General features: G+C 67.9%; 17 protein-coding genes. 9 read left to right on the forward strand and 8 right to left on the reverse strand.

All coding sequences use genetic code 11. The features are described 5' to 3' along the window. Positions 1 to 23 precede the first annotated feature (23 nt). From hpaD to hpaI, 4 genes are read left to right on the forward strand one after another with little or no spacing between them, the layout of a single operon-like run. Positions 24 to 872 carry a 3,4-dihydroxyphenylacetate 2,3-dioxygenase gene (hpaD, locus tag U5809_RS27910; protein WP_322088902.1) on the forward strand — a complete coding sequence of 283 codons (849 nt, stop codon included), beginning with the start codon at positions 24 to 26 and terminating at the stop codon, positions 870 to 872. A gap of 44 nt (positions 873 to 916) precedes the next feature. Then, on the forward strand, positions 917 to 1,309 hold the full coding sequence (locus U5809_RS27915) for a 5-carboxymethyl-2-hydroxymuconate Delta-isomerase (RefSeq protein ID WP_282510232.1): 393 nt from the start codon (positions 917 to 919) through the stop codon (positions 1,307 to 1,309). A gap of 20 nt (positions 1,310 to 1,329) precedes the next feature. After that, complete coding sequence (hpaH, locus tag U5809_RS27920) at positions 1,330 to 2,133, forward strand: 2-oxo-hept-4-ene-1,7-dioate hydratase (protein WP_322088903.1); 804 nt, start codon at positions 1,330 to 1,332, stop codon at positions 2,131 to 2,133. A 12-nt stretch (positions 2,134 to 2,145) separates the two neighbouring features. Continuing rightward, positions 2,146 to 2,952 carry a 4-hydroxy-2-oxoheptanedioate aldolase gene (gene hpaI / locus U5809_RS27925; RefSeq protein WP_322088904.1) on the forward strand — a complete coding sequence of 269 codons (807 nt, stop codon included), beginning with the start codon at positions 2,146 to 2,148 and terminating at the stop codon, positions 2,950 to 2,952. An 89-nt stretch (positions 2,953 to 3,041) separates the two neighbouring features. Here hpaI and U5809_RS27930 read toward each other — a convergent pair whose 3' ends face one another. Beyond that, positions 3,042 to 3,833 (reverse strand): helix-turn-helix transcriptional regulator, encoded by a 792-nt coding sequence (locus U5809_RS27930; RefSeq protein ID WP_322088905.1) that lies wholly within the window; start codon positions 3,831 to 3,833, stop codon positions 3,042 to 3,044. A 95-nt stretch (positions 3,834 to 3,928) separates the two neighbouring features. On the opposite strand from U5809_RS27930, the gene U5809_RS27935 reads away from it, so the two are divergent. Both U5809_RS27935 and U5809_RS27940 read left to right on the forward strand, forming a co-directional pair. Further along, entirely contained in the window at positions 3,929 to 4,180 is a 252-nt protein-coding gene (locus tag U5809_RS27935) for a hypothetical protein (RefSeq protein ID WP_322088906.1), read from the forward strand. 46 nt (positions 4,181 to 4,226) lie between these two features. Next, a complete protein-coding gene (locus U5809_RS27940; RefSeq protein WP_322088907.1) occupies positions 4,227 to 5,189 on the forward strand; it encodes a zinc-binding alcohol dehydrogenase family protein in 963 nt (320 codons plus the stop codon). A 145-nt stretch (positions 5,190 to 5,334) separates the two neighbouring features. Here the strand turns inward: U5809_RS27940 and U5809_RS27945 are convergent, their stop codons facing one another. From U5809_RS27945 to U5809_RS27965, 5 genes are all read right to left on the reverse strand, one after another. Next, complete coding sequence (locus tag U5809_RS27945) at positions 5,335 to 6,426, reverse strand: porin (protein WP_322088908.1); 1,092 nt, start codon at positions 6,424 to 6,426, stop codon at positions 5,335 to 5,337. A 159-nt stretch (positions 6,427 to 6,585) separates the two neighbouring features. Continuing rightward, positions 6,586 to 7,653, reverse strand: coding sequence for an ABC transporter ATP-binding protein (locus U5809_RS27950; protein ID WP_322088909.1), 1,068 nt, complete (start codon positions 7,651 to 7,653; stop codon positions 6,586 to 6,588). After that, positions 7,646 to 9,418, reverse strand: coding sequence for an iron ABC transporter permease (locus tag U5809_RS27955; RefSeq protein ID WP_322088910.1), 1,773 nt, complete (start codon positions 9,416 to 9,418; stop codon positions 7,646 to 7,648). Before U5809_RS27955 ends, U5809_RS27950 begins: the two co-directional genes overlap by 8 nt. Positions 9,419 to 9,526: 108 nt before the next feature. Then, on the reverse strand, positions 9,527 to 10,627 hold the full coding sequence (locus tag U5809_RS27960; RefSeq protein WP_322088911.1) for an ABC transporter substrate-binding protein: 1,101 nt from the start codon (positions 10,625 to 10,627) through the stop codon (positions 9,527 to 9,529). A gap of 218 nt (positions 10,628 to 10,845) precedes the next feature. Continuing rightward, positions 10,846 to 12,318, reverse strand: a complete 1,473-nt coding sequence (locus U5809_RS27965; protein ID WP_322088912.1) for a PLP-dependent aminotransferase family protein — start codon at positions 12,316 to 12,318, stop codon at positions 10,846 to 10,848. Positions 12,319 to 12,421: 103 nt separating this feature from the next. Between U5809_RS27965 and U5809_RS27970 the strand changes: the two genes are divergently transcribed. The 3 genes from U5809_RS27970 to U5809_RS27980 all read left to right on the forward strand — a co-directional run bounded on the left by U5809_RS27970 (position 12,422) and on the right by U5809_RS27980 (position 15,964). Beyond that, complete coding sequence (locus U5809_RS27970; protein ID WP_322088913.1) at positions 12,422 to 13,657, forward strand: multidrug effflux MFS transporter; 1,236 nt, start codon at positions 12,422 to 12,424, stop codon at positions 13,655 to 13,657. Between the two features lie 125 nt (positions 13,658 to 13,782). Beyond that, a complete protein-coding gene (locus U5809_RS27975) occupies positions 13,783 to 14,463 on the forward strand; it encodes a response regulator (protein ID WP_006484260.1) in 681 nt (226 codons plus the stop codon). Positions 14,464 to 14,542: 79 nt separating this feature from the next. Next, a complete protein-coding gene (locus tag U5809_RS27980; RefSeq protein ID WP_322088934.1) occupies positions 14,543 to 15,964 on the forward strand; it encodes a sensor histidine kinase in 1,422 nt (473 codons plus the stop codon). A 58-nt stretch (positions 15,965 to 16,022) separates the two neighbouring features. On the opposite strand, the gene U5809_RS27985 is transcribed toward U5809_RS27980, so the two are convergent. Continuing rightward, entirely contained in the window at positions 16,023 to 16,889 is an 867-nt protein-coding gene (locus U5809_RS27985) for an MOSC domain-containing protein (RefSeq protein ID WP_322088914.1), read from the reverse strand. Between the two features lie 89 nt (positions 16,890 to 16,978). Then, a complete protein-coding gene (locus tag U5809_RS27990) occupies positions 16,979 to 17,932 on the reverse strand; it encodes an ABC transporter substrate-binding protein (RefSeq protein ID WP_322088915.1) in 954 nt (317 codons plus the stop codon). Between the last annotated feature and the right edge of the window lie 19 nt (positions 17,933 to 17,951).

Raw genomic sequence — 17,951 nt, forward strand, 5'->3', positions numbered from 1 at the left:
GAAAGAATCATGGAGACTTAACGATGGGCAAACTGTCCCTCGCCGCGAAGATCACGCACGTGCCGTCGATGTACCTGTCGGAATTGCCCGGCAGGCATCACGGCTGCCGTGAAGCGGCGATCCGCGGCCACCAGCTGATCGGCGAGCGCTGCCGCGCGCTCGGCGTCGACACGATCGTCGTGTCGGACGTGCACTGGCTCGTCAATGCCGGCTATCACGTGAACTGCAATGCGCGGTTCTCGGGCACCTACACGAGCAACGAGCTGCCGCATTTCATTCGCGACATGGAGTACGCGTATCCGGGCAACCCGGCGCTCGGCCGGCTGATCGCCGAGACGGCCAGCGCGCGTGGCGTCGCGACGCGCGCGCACGAGATCGACAGCCTCGAACTCGAATACGGCACGCTCGTGCCGATGCGCTACATGAACGCCGACCAGCATTTCAAGGTCGTGTCGATCGCCGGCTGGTGCATGTGGCATCAGCTCGACGAAAGCCGCCGCTTCGGCGAGGCGTTGCTCGAAGCGATCGAGAAGAGCGATTCGAACGTCGCGTTCCTCGCGAGCGGCTCGCTGTCGCACCGCTTCAACGACAACGGCAGCCCCGAGGAGTCGATCCACCAGATCAGCCGCGAGTTCTTCCGGCAGGTCGACCTGCGCGTGGTCGAGCTGTGGAAGCAGGGCGATTTCAAGACCTTCTGCGCGATGCTGCCCGAGTACAACACGCACTGTCACGGCGAAGGCGGCATGCACGACACGGCGATGCTGCTCGGGCTGCTCGGCTGGGACCGCTACGACAAGCCCGTCGAGATCGTCACCGACTATTTCGCGAGTTCGGGCACCGGGCAGATCAACGCGATCTTCCCGCTGGCCTGAGGGCTGCGGCCCGCCAAGCAATCGAATCCGACCGGAGATTTGCCATGCCTCACATCGTCGTCGAATACACCGCGAACATCCGCGACGACGCGCGCATTCCCGCGCTGCTGCGCACGATCAACGCGACGCTGATCGCGCAGGACGGCGTGTTCCCGACCGGCGGCATCCGTTCGCGCGCGATCGAGCTGCAGGACTACTGCGTTGCCGACGGCACGGAGGACGATGCATTCGTCCACGTGACGCTGAAGATCGGCTCGGGCCGCACCGACGCGCAGAAGAAAGCCGCGTGCGACGCGCTGTTCGACGCGATCAAGGCGCATTTCGCCGAGCTGTACGCGAAACGCTACCTCGCGCTGTCGATGGAACTGACCGAGTTCAGCGAAAGCGGCTCGTACAAGCACAACAACATCCACGCCCGCTACAAGCGGGCCGGCTGAACCCCATTCCCGATCCGACCATGCTCGAACCCGCCATCATCGACCAGCTCGCGCGACGTCTGCACGACGCCGAACGCGAGCGCAAGCAGATCCGCCAGATCTCGCTCGACCATCCCGACATCACGATCGACGACGCGTACGCGATCCAGCGCGCGTGGGTGACCCTCAAGCTCGCGGAAGGCCGCACGCTGAAAGGGCACAAGATCGGTCTCACGTCGAAGGCGATGCAGAACTCGTCGCAGATCGACGAACCCGACTACGGCGCGCTGCTCGACGACATGTTCTTCGCGGACGGCGGCACGATCCCGACCGGCCGCTTCATCGTGCCGCGCGTCGAGGTCGAGCTTGCGTTCGTGCTCGGCAAGCGGCTGTCGGGCCCGAACTGCACGATCTTCGACGTGTACGACGCGGTCGATTACGTCGTGCCCGCGCTCGAGATCATCGACGCGCGCAGCCAGTCGATCGACCCCGATACGAAACGGCCGCGCAAGGTGTTCGACACGATCGCCGACAACGCGGCGAACGCGGGCGTCGTGATCGGCGGCCGGCCGGTGCGGCCGCAGGATGTCGACCTGCGCTGGGTCGCGGCGATCATGTCGCGCAACGGCGTGGTCGAGGAAACGGGTGTCGCGGCCGGCGTGCTGAACCATCCGGCGAACGGCGTCGCGTGGCTCGCGAACCGGCTGTCACGCTTCGACGTCGCGCTGGAACCCGGTCAGATCGTGCTCGGCGGCTCGTTCACGCGGCCGTGCGCGGCGCGTTCGGGCGACACGTTCAGCGTCGACTACGGTCCGCTCGGGACGATCCAGTGCTACTTCGAGTGAGGTGAGCGAACGATGCAGATTCCGTCGAATGTGTTCAAGGCCGCGCTGGCGTGCGGCGACGCGCAGGTCGGGCTGTGGCTCGGGCTCGCGAATCCGTACAGCGCCGAAGTCGTCGCGGGCGCCGGTTTCGACTGGCTGCTGATCGACGGCGAGCATGCGCCGAACACGGTGCCGACGATCCTCGCGCAACTGCAGGCGATCGCGCCGTACCCGTCGCATCCGGTCGTGCGCGTGCCGTGGAACGATCCGGTGATCGTCAAGCAGGTGCTCGATCTCGGTGCGCAGACGCTGCTCGTGCCGATGGTGCAGAGCGCGGACGAAGCGCGCGCGGCCGTGGCGGCGACGCGTTACCCGCCGCACGGCATTCGCGGTGTCGGCAGTGCGCTGGCGCGTGCATCGCGGTGGAATCGCGTGGGCGATTACCTGCATCGCGCGAACGACGAAATGGCCGTACTCGTGCAGGTCGAGACGCGCGCGGGGCTCGATGCGATCGATGCGATTGCGCGCGTCGAAGGCGTCGACGGCGTGTTCATCGGGCCGGCCGATCTGGCCGCCGATCTCGGGCATCTCGGCAATCCGGGGCACCCGGACGTGCAGGCCGCGATCGACGGTGCGATCCGGACGATCAAGGCGGCCGGCAAGGCGCCGGGGATCCTGAGTGCGGATGAAGCGGCCGCGCGGCGCTATCTGGAAGCGGGTGCGCTGTTCGTCGCGGTCGGGGTCGATACGACGCTGCTGGCGAGGAGTGCGGAGCGGTTGGCCGCGCAGTTCAAGGGGAAGGGCGGCGAGGCGGTGAAGAAGGGCGACGGGACGTATTGAACGAAGCGGCGGCGGGCGACGGTTGTCGGGAGCCTATCCGACATATCAGTAAGTGGGCCGCGACCGTTCACACCTGCCGTCGGTCGCACCTATCCCTCAGCTCGTCGCCCCGCCTCCAAATACCTTCCCGGCGTCGTCCCCAACGCCCGCCGGAACATGTCGATGAACGCGCTCACATTGTCGTACCCGAGATCGAGTGCGATCGTCGTCACCGGCACGTCATCCGCGATTCTCTCCAGCGCCCGCAGCAGCCTGGCCTGCTGACGCCACTGCGCGAACGTCAGCCCCGTCTCGGCGACGAAGCGGCGGCTCATCGTCCGCGCACTGATGCCGGCCCATTCGGCCCATTCCTCCAGCCGCCGGTTGTCCGCGAGATTCGTGGCCAGCGCATCGGTGATCCTGATGAGCCGCGGGTCCTGCGGCCGCACCAGCCCCAGCGCCTCGACTTCCGACGACGCGATTTCATCGAGGATCACGTCGGCGATCCGCGTCTGCGCGGCATCCAGTTCCGAATCGCCCCAGCTGGCCGCGCGCTGCACGGCTTCGCGCAGCAGCGGCGTCGTGCGCAGCGCGCGCGGCGTAGCCGGCAATGCCGCGCAACGCGCTTCGGCGACGAACGCCGACCAGCCGGCAATCGGCCCGAACGAACGCAGCGAATGCCGGCAATGCGGCGGAATCCAGATCGCATGAATCGCCGGCACGACCCAGTCCTGATCGTCGAGACCGATCGTCAGCAGCCCGCTCAGCGCGCCGACGAGCTGGCCGCGCGCATGCGCATGCGGCGGCGTGATGCGCGGGTCGCGTTGCGACAGCACGGCGGCGACGACGAACGGGCCATCGTCGGATGTGATGAATCGGGCGGGCAGGAGCGGATCGGACATGGCCGGATATCGGTATCGAATGGCAGTTATACCGGAGATCGGCCGGCTTCGCACGCCTACACTGCGTCCATCGATGACAACCGGAGTACGACGCGATGCGAGCCGAACAGATGCTTCCCGACCATGCCGACCAGATTGAAAACGGCGGAACGAAGATCCGCAAGGGGACCGTCGGCGCGTTCCTGGTCAACGCGCGCGTGCTGACCGACCCGAACGCTGCACCCGCCGACCGGGCGCGCGCGGAGGCCGACGCGATCGACGCGTTGCCGGCGCTGCGGGCGCTCGGCCTGTTCGACGTGCTGGAAGTGCGCGATCCCGCACTGCGCGCGTGGCTCGACGCACGCTGATGCGCGCCGGAACCGTCGATCGAGATCCCCGAATCAAGGAGTCACCATGAAAGCAGCAGTCGTGACGGGCGCCGGCGAGCGTCCCGTTCATATGGAATTCGATGCGCCGCGCGCAATGCCGGGCCACAGCCTGATCGACGTGACGGCGTCCGCATTGAGCCGGATCGCCCAGGCGCGTGCATCCGGCAAGCACTATTCGTCAGACGCGCGCTATCCGTTCGTCGTCGGCGTCGACGGTGTCGGCTGCCTCAATGATGGTCGACGCGTCTACTTCTTCGGCGCTCCCGCGCCGTTCGGCGCGATGGCTGAACGCACGATCGCGCCCGATACGCAGTGCGTGCCGCTCCCCGACACGCTCGACGACGTCACGGCCGCGGCGATCGCGATTCCGGGGATGTCGTCGTGGGCGGCGCTGACCGAACGCGCGCGGCTTGTCGCGGGCGAGACGGTGCTCGTCAATGGCGCGACGGGTACGTCGGGGCGGCTGGCAGTGCGGATCGCGAAGCATCTCGGCGCGGCGAAGGTGATCGCGACGGGCCGCAACGCGGCTGCGTTGCAGGCGTTGCTGAATGCCGGTGCGGATGCTGTCGTGTCTTTGCAGCAGGACGATGCGCATCTGGCGCGTGCGCTCGAACCGCATTTCCGTGAAGGCGTGGATGTCGTGCTTGATTATCTGTGGGGGGCCAGTGCGCAGGCGCTGCTGGTTGCCGCCGCGAAGGCGACGCCCGATGGCCGCCGGCTGCGTTTCGTGCAGATCGGCTCGATCGGCGGCGCGGACGTGCTGCTGCCGGGCGCCGTGTTGCGGGCGACGGCAATCGAGCTGATGGGGAGTGGCATCGGCAGTGTGTCGCTGCCGCGCCTGCTGGCGTCGGTGCGCGGTGTGTTCGACGCGGCCGGCCCGGCGGGCCTGGCGATCGACACGCGCGCGGTGCCGTTGTCGGATGTCGACGAACACTGGAACGATACGAACAGTCTCGTGCGTCCGGTGTTCACGATGCGCGGCGACTGAGCGGCAAGCGAACCGCCGCCTGCGGACATTGCCCGATGGTCGAGCCGCGCGGCGACATTCGGTCATTCGTCGTCGTGCCGCCGCGCGTCGGGTAAAAGGGCGACGCCGGGCGATAGACGCCCGGGCGTCACCCCTCGCGGTGGACTCAGAACCGCTGCTGAATCCCCGCCGTGACACCGACCTGCGTGGTGCCGTATCCCGCGAAATCGCGCGACACGCCGACCTTCTGGTCGTGTTTCGCGATCGCGAACGCGCCGGCCGCATACAGCACCGTGCGCTTCGACAGCGCGTAGTTCGCGCGCATCGATACCAGCGTCGGATCGGCATCGCTGCCGCCCTTGATGTTCTGGTGATAGACGGCCGCGATCAGCGAGAACGCCGGCGTGAACTGGTACGAACCGCCGAGCCAGACCATGTCGCTCAACTGGTTCGCCGCCGCGGTGTGGAACGTGCGCTTGTAGTTGCGATAGCCGGCCATCGTCTTCAGGTTGCCGAAGTCGTAGCTCAGGCCCGCGTGGATGCCCTGGATGTAGTTGACGGTATCGGCCGGCGTGACGCTGTCGGCCGCGCCGTTTTGCCGGTCGAACGTGACGACCGCCGCGAACGGGCCCTTCTCGTAGCCGACCGCGACGTCGTATTTCGAGCTGGTCTTCATGCTGCCCGGCACGTTGCCGAAGCCGTACATCGCGCCGAACTTGAAGCCGCTGTACTCGCCGTCGTAGCGCACCGCGTTCGACGAGCGCGTGAACATGCCGTCCTTGCGGCCGCCCGTCGCCATCGACGACGTGGCCCACGAGTAGTTCTGTGCGTAACCCATCGGGTCGAACGGCAGCATGTAGTCGTACGTGACGGTGTAGTTGCGGCCGAGCGTCAGTTCGCCCCATTTGCTTTTCAGGCCGACCGTCGCGCGGCGCGCGAAGATCGAGTCGGGGCCGTCGTCGAACGCGCCGTTCGCGAGGTCGATCCCGCTTTCGAGGCGGAACACGGCCTTCAACCCGCCGCCGAGATCCTCGACGCCGCGCAGGCCCCAGCGCGACGTATTCTTGTTGCCCGACTTCAGCTTGACCGAACTGCCGCCTTCCGGCGCCGCGTGGTTCGTGTATTCGATGCCGGCATCCATGATCCCGTACATCGTGACCGACGACTGCGCGTGCGCGGCGCCTGCCGCGAGGCCGGCGACGGCGGCCGATCCGGTCAGGACGGCGGCGCGAAGGGAACGTTCTGCGCGTGACTTCATTGACGGTGTCTCCTTGATTCTTGTGGGTGGGGTGAAACAGGGGCGGCGCGCAACCGGCCGCGGCGAACGCGGGTACGCGTCCGCCGGACAGGCGTGTCATTGCACGGCGGGATGCGCGCGGCGTACAGATGCGGCGGCACGTGTGCCGCCACGACCGGGTCAGCCCGCTTTCGCGAACGCCCAGCAGTCGTTGGTCGGGAATTCGATCCAGTGCTTGCCGGCCGCGCGCGGCACATGGCCGAATGCGCGCAGGCGCATCTCGCCGCAATGGAACAGGTATTCCCAGCGATCGCCGAGATACATCGACGTGACGAGGTCGGCCTGCAGCCGGTTCGCGCCCGGGCCGTCGGTGACCTGCACGCGTTCGAGGCGGATCACGGCCTGCGCGTCCTGGCCTGGCGTGAACGTATCGCGGGCGAGCGCCTGCAGTTCCCAGCCGTCGCCGGCGAGCGTCACGCGTTCACCGTCGACCGCCGCGACGCGCGCGTCGATCCGGTTGTTGCTGCCCATGAACTCGGCCGTGTACAGCGAGCGCGGCGCGCCGTACAGCTCGGCCGGCGTGCCTTCCTGTTCGATGCGGCCATTGCGCAGCAGCAGGATGCGGTCGGACATCGCCATCGCCTCGGTCTGGTCGTGCGTCACGCACAGGGCCGACAGCCCGAGCGACACGATCAGCTCGCGCAGCCACGCACGCGCTTCCTCGCGCAGCTTGGCATCGAGGTTCGACAGCGGCTCGTCGAGCAGGATCACCGGCGGGTTGTAGACGAGCGCGCGTGCGATCGCGACGCGCTGCTGCTGGCCGCCCGACAACTGGTGCGGAAAGCGTTCGGCGAGATGGCCGAGGCCGAGCTGGTCGAGCGCGGCTTGTACGCGGCGCTTCTGTTCGGCAGGCGCTACGCGGCGCAGCTTCAGCCCGTAGCCGACGTTGTCGGCGACGGTGCGGTGCGGCCACAGCGCGTACGACTGGAACACGAGGCCGAGCGAGCGCTGCTCGACGGGCAGGTCGACGCGTTTCGCGCCGTCGAAGAACACGCGGTCGTCGAGCTGGATGCGGCCGTCGGACGGCTGTTCGAGGCCGGCCACCGCGCGCAGCAGCGTGGTCTTGCCGCTGCCCGACGCGCCGAGCAGGCACACGACTTCGCCCGCCTTCAGTTCGAACGACACGCCCTTGAGGATCGGATTGGCGCCGTAGCTGAGATGCAGATCGTCGACGATGAGCTTATCCATGAAGTTTCACTCCGAAGCGCAGGGCCACGCCGAGACCGGCGCCGACCATCGCGATGTTGATGACAGAAAGCGCGGCAACCTGGTCGACGGCGCCGGTCGCCCACAGCGACACGAGCAGCGCGCCGATCACTTCGGTGCCGGGCGACAGCAGGTAGACGGCGGTCGAGTATTCGCGCTCGAAGATCATGAAGATCAGCAGCCACGCGGCGAGCAGGCCGAAACGCACGAGCGGCAGCGTCACGTCGAGCGACACGCGGCTGCGGGTCGCGCCGACGCTGCGGCCGGCTTCCTCGAGTTCGGGGCCGACCTGCAGCAGCGCGCTCTGGATGAGTCGCATCCCGTACGCGAGCCACACGACCGTGTACGCGATCCAGATGCTCCACATCGAGTTCTTCAGCTCGCGCAGGCCCGGCACGAACAGGAAGATCCACAGGAACGCGAGACCGGCGAGCAGGCCCGGCACCGCGCGCGGCAGCAGCACGAGATAGTCGAGCAGCTTGGTCGCCCAGTCGGGGCGGCGGTGGCCGGCGAACGCGACGAGCGAGTAGAAGCCGATCGCGAGCGCACCGCCGATCACGCCGATGCCGAGCGTGTTGACGATCGCGCGCACCAGGTTGTCCTGCTCGAACAGCTCGATGAAGTTCGACAGCGTGAGCACCTCGGCGAGCGCGACGCCTTCGCCCCAGTTGGTCACGAACGCGCGCAGCACGATGCCCGAGATCGGCACGATCACGGTCAGCATCAGCCACAGCGCGACGATCGCGAGCGCGACCCAGCGCCACACGCCGAGCGGCAGTACCGTTGCGCGGCCGGCCTTGCCCTTCACGGTGACGAAGCGGTTCGCGGTCTTCAGCAGGCGGCGCTGCAGCAGCACGAGCGGGAACGTGATCGCGACGATGCACACGGCGACCGCGGCCATCAGGTGATACGACGGCACGCCGAGCTTGTTGGTCAGCTTGTACAGGTAGGTGGCGAGCACGAGGTGGCCTTCCGGATCGCCGAGCACGAGCGGCAGCCCGAACACCTCGAAGCCGAGGAAGAACACGAGCACGCCGGCGAACAGCAGCGCGGGCATCGTCATCGGCAGGCTCACGTCGAGCGCGACGCGGAACGGGCGGGCGCCCGTCACGCGTGCGGCTTCCTCGACGTCCGAGCCGAGATTGCGCAGCGCGGCCGACGAATACAGGTACACGTGCGGCACGTGCGTGAGGCCGACGATCACCGTGATCGCGAAGATCGAGTACACGTTCCAGGGCACGTTCTGCACCCCGAACAGTTCCTTGAACCACACCGAGTAGAAGCCGACCGGGCCGGCCGCGACCACGTAGCCGAACGCGAGCACCATCGGCGACACGAACACGGGCGTGAGCAGCAACGGTTCGAGCCAGCGGCGGCCGGGCAGGTCGGTGCGCACCATCAGGAACGCGAGGATGCCGCCGAGCGGGATCGAGATGAACAGCATCCCGCCGGCGATGATGAACGAGTTCTTCACGGCCGACCAGAAGTCGGGATCGCTGAAGATGAACCGGAAACCTTCGATGCCGAGCGTCCTGTTCGCGTCGAAGAACGGCGCGGACAGCAGGCTCTGGAACAGGATGAAGCCGAGCGGCAGTGCGACCGCGATGGTCAGTACCGCGATGACGATCCAGCGCAGCATGCCGGCGAGCGGCTGCAGGCTGTTGACCGGCAGCGCGGGAATCGCGTCGCGCGAGCCGGTGGCGGGCGGAACGGCCGGTGCCGTGCCGCGTGTGCTGGTTGAAAGCATGAGTTCGCCCCTGCGGCCATCCGGATGGCCGCCTCAAGGAAGTCGGTAAGGGGAAGGGGCCGCCCGCGCGATGCGCGGCGGGCGGCCGGTGGTCAGCTGCTCAGCGGATCAGCGCTTGATCGCCTGCTGCCATTGCTTCAGGAAGGCGAGGCGCTTCGACTGGTCGAGATAGACGAGCAGGCCGGTGCCGATCTGGATCGGCTTCAGCGAATCGCCGAGCTCCTTCGACAGGCTCGCGGCCGACGTTTCGCCGGTCACGTCCGTGCGGATCGCGTACAGGTTCGCCTGGTTCGCGATCAGCGTCTGGCCGCGCTTCGACAGCAGGTAGTCGACCCACAGCTTCGCGGCGTTCGGGTTCTTCGCCTTCTTCGACACGGTGGCGAGGCGGCTCACGACCTGTGTGTAGTCCTTCGGAAACACATAGCCGATCGACTTGTCCTTCTTCGCCTTCGCGTAAGCGTACGAACCGATGATGTTGTAGCCGATCAGGTTCTCGCCCGACGAGATGCGCTCCATCATCGCGCCCGTGCTCGACTGCAGCTTCGGGCCGGTCGCGCCGATCGCCTTCACGAGTTCCCACGTGACCTTCTCGTTTACGTGCGCGTCCTGCGTCAGGTAGTTGAAGCCGACGCCCGATTTCTCGATGTCGTAGGTCGTGACCTTGCCCTTGAACTTGTCGGCTTGCGTGGTGAGCAGCTTGATCAGGTCGGCGCGCGTCGTCGGCACTTCGTTCTCGGGGATCAGGCGCTTGTTGTAGACGATCGCGAGCGGCTCGAACGTCGTGCCGTACGCCTGCTTCTGGTATTGCGACCATTGCGGCAGGTTCGGGCTTTCGGGCGAATCGTAGGACGCCATCAGGCCGTCGTTGACGAGCTTGACCTGCAGGTCCATCGCCGAGCTCCACAGTACGTCGGCGCTGGTGCTGCTCGCCGCGTTCTCGCTGATGTAGCGGTTGTACAGCTCGGTGCTGTTCATGTCGTTGTACTCGACCTTCACGCCGTACAGGCTTTCGAAGTCCTTGATCAGCGGACGCACGAGGCCCGTGTCGGTCGTCGAGTAGACGATCAGCTTGCCTTCCTTCTTCGCGGCGTCGATTACGCCCTGGTAGTTACCCGGATACCCGGCCGGAACCTGCGCGACGGCGCTGCCGGCGGCAGTGCCCAGGACGATCGCCAGCGCGGCGGCGAGGTGCTTCGGTGCAAACGGCATGTCTTCCTCCAGTTACGCATAGTGTTGTTCGAGTGGAGCGGATGTTAATTGCGGGGCACTTTCAGCCTGCTTTCATTTCTGTTCGCAGTCGCGCCGTTTGTGTCATGGATTTCCCGAGGTCGACGCGGCCGCGGCCGCCGGTGCCGCGGTGCGCGGCACGGTTCGAATGGGAGGAACGCGATGCTCGGGCGGGCGCACCAGCCCGTCATGACGGCGGGCTATGCGGAGGCCGCCAGCAGCTTGCCGAGGATCCGGCCGCCATGCCGCGCCTGCGCGGCGGTCAGCGCGGCATACCCGACGACGACCCCCGCGTCGCGCCGGGTGCTTCGACAGAATTCGCGAATCGGCTGCAACGCGATGCCGGCCGCACGGGCCGGTGCGACACAGGCTGCGTCGTCAATGCCGGGCGGCAGCCACAGCACGAAATGAAAGCCCGCGTGTTCGCCGGACACCGAGTACCGTCCGCCGGCGTGCTTCGCCAACTGGTCGAGCACGAGGTCGCGACGCTGGCGGTACGCGTGCCGCGCGGCGCGCAGGTGCTTCGCAAAATCGCCGTTGGCGATGAAGCGCGCCAGCGCCAGCTGGGGCGCTACGCCGACCGCGCGTGCGGTCGCATGCCACACGGCCGACAGCGCTGGCCGCAGTTCCGCCGGCACGACCATGAAGCCGATGCGCAGCCCCGAGAACAGCGTCTTGTTGAACGAGCCGCAATAGATCACGCGATCGCACGCGTCGAGCGATTTCAGCGCGGGCAGCGGGGCGGTCTGGTAGCTGAATTCGCCGTCGTAGTCGTCCTCGATGATCCACGTGCGACTGCGCTGCGCCCAGTCGAGCAGTTCGAGCCGGCGCGACACCGACATCGTGACGCCGAGCGGCGCCTGGTGGGCGGGCGTCACATAGGCCGCGCGCGCATCGGGATAGCGGTCCAGCGACGCCGTATCGATGCCTTCCCGATCGACCGGCACGTCGATCACGGACGCGCCCGCGATCGTGAAGATCTGCCACGCAGACACGTAGCCCGGATCTTCCATCAGCACCGTCGAGCCGGGCGTGAGCAGCGTGCGCGCGACGAGATCGATCGAATGGCGGATGCCGGTCGTGATGAAGATGTCGGCGGCGTCGCACGGGATGCCGCGGTATTCCCGCAGGTACGTGGCGATTTCGCCACGGAGGCTGTCGACGCCTTGCGCGGGCGTCGCGCCGAGGTCGTGCGCCGTCGCGGCAAGCAGGCTCGCGCCGAGCGCCTTCTTCCATTGCTGCATCGGCATCAGGCCGGGATCGGCGAGCCGCGCGACGAACGGGACGCCCGGGCGCACACCGTGTTCGGGCTCGGCCGCATCCTGCGCGCTTGCCGGCGCGGCGCGTGCGTCGCGGGCATGAGGCTGCGCGACCGCGCGCAGATAGCTGTCCGGCACCACCGCGCAGACCCGCGTGCCGGACCCTTGCGTGCGTGCGATGTAGCCCTCGGCGCACAGGATGTCGTACGCCGCTTCGACGGTGCCGCGCGCGATGTCCCAGCGCGCGGCCAGCGTCCGGCTCGACGGCAGCGGGCTGTCGGCGGGCAGCAGGCGCTTCAGGATCGCGTCGCGAATCGTGTCGGCGATGCATTCCTGTTTCGACTGCGGGCTGCCGGCCGCCAGCCCGGAAGGGCGCGGCAGGTCGAGCGGAATCGCGGCTTTGCCTCGCGCCATAGTGGTCCAGTCAGTGGTCGATTTAATGGTCCTTCAGCTTATATCACTTTCCCCTTAGATTGCTGTCGACCCCATCTCTCCGGACCGGAAACGGACTTGCCGCATGAAGACACGCTCATCGCCCCAGCGGGGCGGGTTGTTCCTGTTGATGCTCGTCGTGTGCCTGCCGCGCGTCACGATCGATGCATACCTGCCGTCGCTGCCCGCGATGGCCGATGCGCTGCACGGCACCGACGCGCAGTTGCAGCTCGCGCTGACCCTGTACATGGTCGGCTATGCGCTGTCGATGCTGGTATCCGGGCCATTGTCCGACCGCTACGGCCGCCGTCCCGTGCTGCTCGGCGGCCTGTGCGTGTACGTCGTCGCGAGCGCGGCGTGCGCGCTGTCGATCAACATCCCGGCCCTCATCGTCGCGCGCATCTTTCAGGCGCTGGGCGGCTGCATCGGCACGGTGATCGGCCGCGTCATCGTGCGCGAACGCTATCCGGCCGAGACGCAGGCCACGATGCTCGGTCATATCTCGGCCGGCATGGCGCTGTCGCCGGTGGTCGCGCCGCTGGCCGGCAGCGCGATCGCCGAGTGGTTCGGCTGGCGCGGCGTGTTCGGGTGGCTGGCGGCGGGCGGGCTGGTTGCAACCGCGATGGTGCTGCGTCATTTGCCCGAGACGCGCGAACGCGATGTGCGGCCGGCGCCCGGCCCGGGGCTCCTGCAGACTTACGCCGGCCTGTTGCGCGAACGCCGTTTCCTGCGCTATTCGCTGGCCATCAGCTTCGTCTACTGCACGTACTATCCGTTCATCGCGGAATCGTCGACGCTGTTTCAGCGGCAGATCGGCGTGTCCGGCCCGGTCTATGCGGCGATCTTCGGCGTGACCGTGCTCGGCTACCTGATCGGCTCGAGCGCGTTCGCGCGGACCAGCACGCGCTGGAAGCCCGATTCGGTCATCGCGGTGGCGGCCGTCGTCAATCTGGCCGGCGCCACCGTGCTGTGGATCGGCGGCACGATCGCCCCGACGGCCGTAGCGGCCCTGGTCGTGCCGATGTTCGTCGTGATGATCGCCGTCGGGATCGCGATTCCGGCCTGCCAGTTCGCGGTGATGCAGCCGTACACGAAGATCGCCGGCACGGCGTCGGGGCTGTTCTTCTTTATCCAGATGGCGATCACGGCCGCGTGCGGCGGCGTGCTGGCATCGCTGTCGGACGGTACCGCGCGCCCGATGATCGTCGTCACGGCCGGCGCGAGCGTCGCGTTCGCCGCGGTGGTGGTCGGCTTTCGCGAGCGGCGCGTGACCGGCGATACGCGCTTCGCGCCGGGTAGCCGTTCCGCTGCCGAGCGCTGAGCGGCAGCCGTCGGGGCGGCGCGCGGCGGCCTGGCGGCCCCCGCGCAACCCGTGTTTCCGCGAGGCGTCGGCATGGAAAGGATCATGTAATGTAGCGGCCTGTCGCTGACCTTACCGGAATCCCCATGCGTGTGCTGCTCGTCGAAGATAATCCGAACCTGGCCCAGTCGCTGAACGACGCGCTGAGCGCCGCGCGCTTCGCGGTCGATCACATGGCGGACGGCGAGGCGGCGGACCACGTGCTGCGCACGCAGGATTACGCGCTGGTGATCCTCGATCTCGGGCTCCCCAAGCTCGACGGGCTGGAGGTGTTGCGGCGGCTGCGCGCGCGCCGCAACCCGGTGCCGGTGCTGATTCTCACCGCGCACGGGTCGGTCGAGGACCGCGTGAAGGGGCTCGATCTCGGCGCCGACGACTATCTCGCGAAGCCGTTCGAGCTGACCGAACTGGAAGCGCGTGCCCGCGCGCTGATCCGGCGCAGCCTCGGCCACGAGCATTCGCGCGTCGAGTGCGGGCCGCTTTCGTATGACAGTATCGACCGCAGCTTTCATCTCGCGGGCGAGCCGCTGTCGCTCACGCCGCGCGAGCGCTCGGTGCTCGAGGTGCTGATCCTGCGCAACGGCCGCGCGATCAACAAGGACACGCTGTCGGAGAAGATCTTCGGGCTCGACGAGTCGGTCAATGCCGATGCGATCGAGATCTACGTGTACCGGTTGCGGAAGAAGCTCGAAAACACGGGTGTCGCGATCGTCACGTTGCGCGGGCTCGGTTATCTGCTGGAAGCGAAGGCGGAGACGGCCGAGTGAACCGTCCCAACGCGCACTTGCCTTGCATGGGACCGGAATTCCCCGCTGCGCCCCTTCGGGCGGTCCGGCGGGAGGCATGATGCCCCGCCCGAACCTGCGCACGCAGGTCGCGCTGTGGCTGCTGCTGCCGCTGCTCGGGCTGCTCGCGCTCGACTCGTGGCTCACGTACCAGCGTGCGATGAGCGCCGCGCACGTCGCGTTCGACCGTACGCTGTCGTCGTCGCTGAAGTCGATTCGCGAAGGCGTGCGGCTCAACGACGGCGAGATCGAGGTCGACCTGCCGTATCTCGCGCTCGAAATGCTCGAATCGAGCGACGGCGGCAAGATCTACTATCTGATCCGCGAAGACAACGGCCACACGATCACCGGCTATCCGGACCTGCCGCTGCCGCAGGGGCGCGACGCGGGCGACGGCGCGCTGTTCGTCACGCGCTACTACGACGTCGTCTATCGCGGCGAGCAGTTGCGGATGGCCGCGCTGCGCATCCCGGTGCACGATGTGCCGACCGCGCAGTCGCGCATCGTGTGGGTGATGGTCGGCGAGACGATCGAGGCGCGCCAGGCGCTCGCACGCGAGATCCTGGTCGGGTCGCTGCTGCAGGAGGGGCTGCTCGTCGTGCTCGCGCTCGGGATCGTGTGGCTCGGCGTCGGGCGCGGGCTGCGGCCGTTGAACCGGCTGTCGGCCACCGTCGCCGCGCGCAGCGAGGACGACACGACACCGCTCGACACCGGTGCGATGCCGAGCGAACTGGCGCCGCTCGTCGATTCGATCAACCAGTACATCGGCCGCACGCAGCGGATGCAGGTCGCACGGCGTCGCTTCTTTGCCGATGCGGCCCATCAGTTGAAGACGCCGCTCGCGGCCGTGCAGGCCGGCGTCGAGCTCGCGCTGCGGCCCGACGAGCAGCCGCGCGCGAACGGGCATCTGCGGCGCGCGAACGGCGCGGTGCGGCAGGCCGCGAAGATCGTCCAGCAACTGCTGTCGCTGTCGCGGCTCGATTCCGACAGCGGCCATGCGGTCGCGCACAAGCCGGTCGCACTGCACCGGCTCGCGCGCAGCGTGACGCTCGACTGGTCGCCGGTCGCCCGTGCGCGCGACATCGATCTCGGCTTCGAGCACGAGGCCGACGTCGACGTGCTCGGGCAGTCCGATCTGCTCGGCGAGATGATCGGCAACCTGATCGACAACGCGATCCGCTATGCGGGCGACCATGCAGTGATTACGGTGCGTGTGTCGCGCGACGGCGAGCACGCGCGGCTCGACGTGATCGACAACGGGCCGGGCATTCCGGTGGACGAACGCGACGCGGTGTTCGAGCGCTTCCATCGCGGCAGCAAGACGCAGACGGTCGAAGGGACGGGGCTCGGGCTGTCGATCGTGCGGGAGATCGCACGCGTGCATCAGGGCGGCGTGACGCTCGCCGATGCGGCCGGTGGCGGGCTGGTCGTGACGATCCGGCTGCCGGTGGCGGTGACCGAGCCAGTTCAGCGCGCCGCATGACGACGCTGCAAGCGGCTGCTTCCCGACGGTGAGGGTGACAGGGTACCGTCAGTGCGGCTCAGTCGCCGAACCCGATCTCCGCTTCGACCGGCTGACCGATCTCCAGCCACCCACCGGCGCCTTCGACGACGATCGCATTGATGCCGAACGTCAGCGCGTCGTCGTAGTTCGGGTTCGCGCGATAGCCCTGCATCGTGTCGGTCGGCTCGTGCGGCCAGGCGGGATCGGGCGCGCCGGTGGCCTGGTCGATCGTCGGCATCGGGCAGCGCGTGCACAGCTTCACGAGGCGCAGCCGCACGGGCGTTTCGCCATGGGTGTCGAGGTGTTCGACGAAGTCCTCTTCGTACGCATCGAGATCCGACACGACGATGTTCGGGCGGAAGCGGTTCATCGGAATCGCCGGCGCGCCTTTCGCGGCGAGCCGAGCGTTCAGGTCGTCGAGCGACGACTGGCCGATCACGAGCAGCGGATAGCCGTCCGAGAACTGCGTATGCGTATCGATCTCGCCGGTCCATTTGCGGTTGCAGCCACGGCGTGAGCCGGACCCGAAGCGTGCGAGCTTCGTCGGCGTGCCGAGGTAGTCGGTGAGCCACGCGGCCGTTTCGGCCCCCGTGTCGATCGCGTCGACGGTGTCGCGCCAGACGGTCGCGGCCATCTTCGGCGTCGCGGGCGTTGCGTCGCCGTCGAGCGGCGTGCGGAGTTCCGGCATGCCCGGCGCGTTCAGCACGAGCGCATCGCTGTCGAGCGCCGTGCGGATCAGTGCGAGGCGCGGGTGCGTGCGCTGCGTGATCATCTGCCCGTCGGGATCGGTGATCAGCCAGTGGCGGTCATACGCGAGGCCCGTTTCGAGCAGTTGCGCCCGCGTGAGCGCAATGCCGGCGCAGGATTTGATCGGGTAGACGAAGAGTTCGGTGATGGCTGGCATGACGCTGGCTGAACGCAGGATGGTCGAGTTGCGATTGTGCCAGATCGTGCCGAAGCCGTTGGAGCGGTTGCACGCTGCCGTGCGGCCGTTCAGGCGAGCGGAAAACCCGTGTCGAACGTCGTGCGGACGTCGAGCGGCTGGCGCAGCAGCCCGGCCTTCAGGTAGAAGTCCGCCGTGCGCTGCTGTTCGGCGATCACCGTTGCGTCGATCGGCAGCCAGCGCGTGTTGCGGCGCTCGAACTGCAGCTTCGCGGCGGCCGGCGGAATGCCGATGATGCGCGCGAGCGCCGCCGAGTATGCGTCGGTATGCCGGTACGACCACGTCTGCGCGCGCACGACGCGCCGCAGGAAATCGTGCAGCACGTCGCGCTTCGATGCGATCGCCGCGTCGGTCGCCGCAAGATAGCTGAGGCCCGACCAGAGCCCCCGGCCGTTGACCAGCACGCGTGCGCGGCCGCTCGTTTCGGCAAGCGCCGTGTAGGGCTCCCAGGTCGCCCATGCATCGATCGAACCGGTTGCGAGTGCAAGCATCGTGTCGGCCGGCGGCAGGAAGCGGAACGACACGGCATCTGGTGGCAGGCCGGCCGCGTCGAGCGCCTTCAGCGTGACGAAATGGCCGATCGAACCGCGCGTGGTGCCGATGCGCTTGCCCTTCAGGTCGGCCGCACCTTTCAGCGCGGCGTCGGGCCGCACGAGCACGGCGGTGCCGTACGGATCGGAACGATTCGCGCCGATCACCTTGATGCGCGCGCCCGATGCGAGCGCGAAGATCACCGGCGCGTCGCCGATCGGCCCGCAGTCGACGGCTGCCGCGTTCAGCGCTTCGGCGAGCGGTGCGGCGGCCGGAAACTCGGTCCACGCGATGTCGTACGCGAGGCCGTTCAGTTCACCGGCCGCTTCGAGCAGCGCGCGCAGCCCGCCTTTCTGGTCGCCGGCGCGCAGCAGCGGCCGTGCGCCCGATTGCGCGCGCAGCGCGGCAGGCGCCGCGGCGATCGTGGCGAGGGCGCTCGCTTGCGCGAGGAAATGGCGTCGGGTCGGATTCATCGTCAAGTTCGGTCAGGGG

Source organism: Burkholderia sp. BCC1999 (genome assembly GCF_905339975.1).
Classification (GTDB): Bacteria; Pseudomonadota; Gammaproteobacteria; order Burkholderiales; family Burkholderiaceae; genus Burkholderia.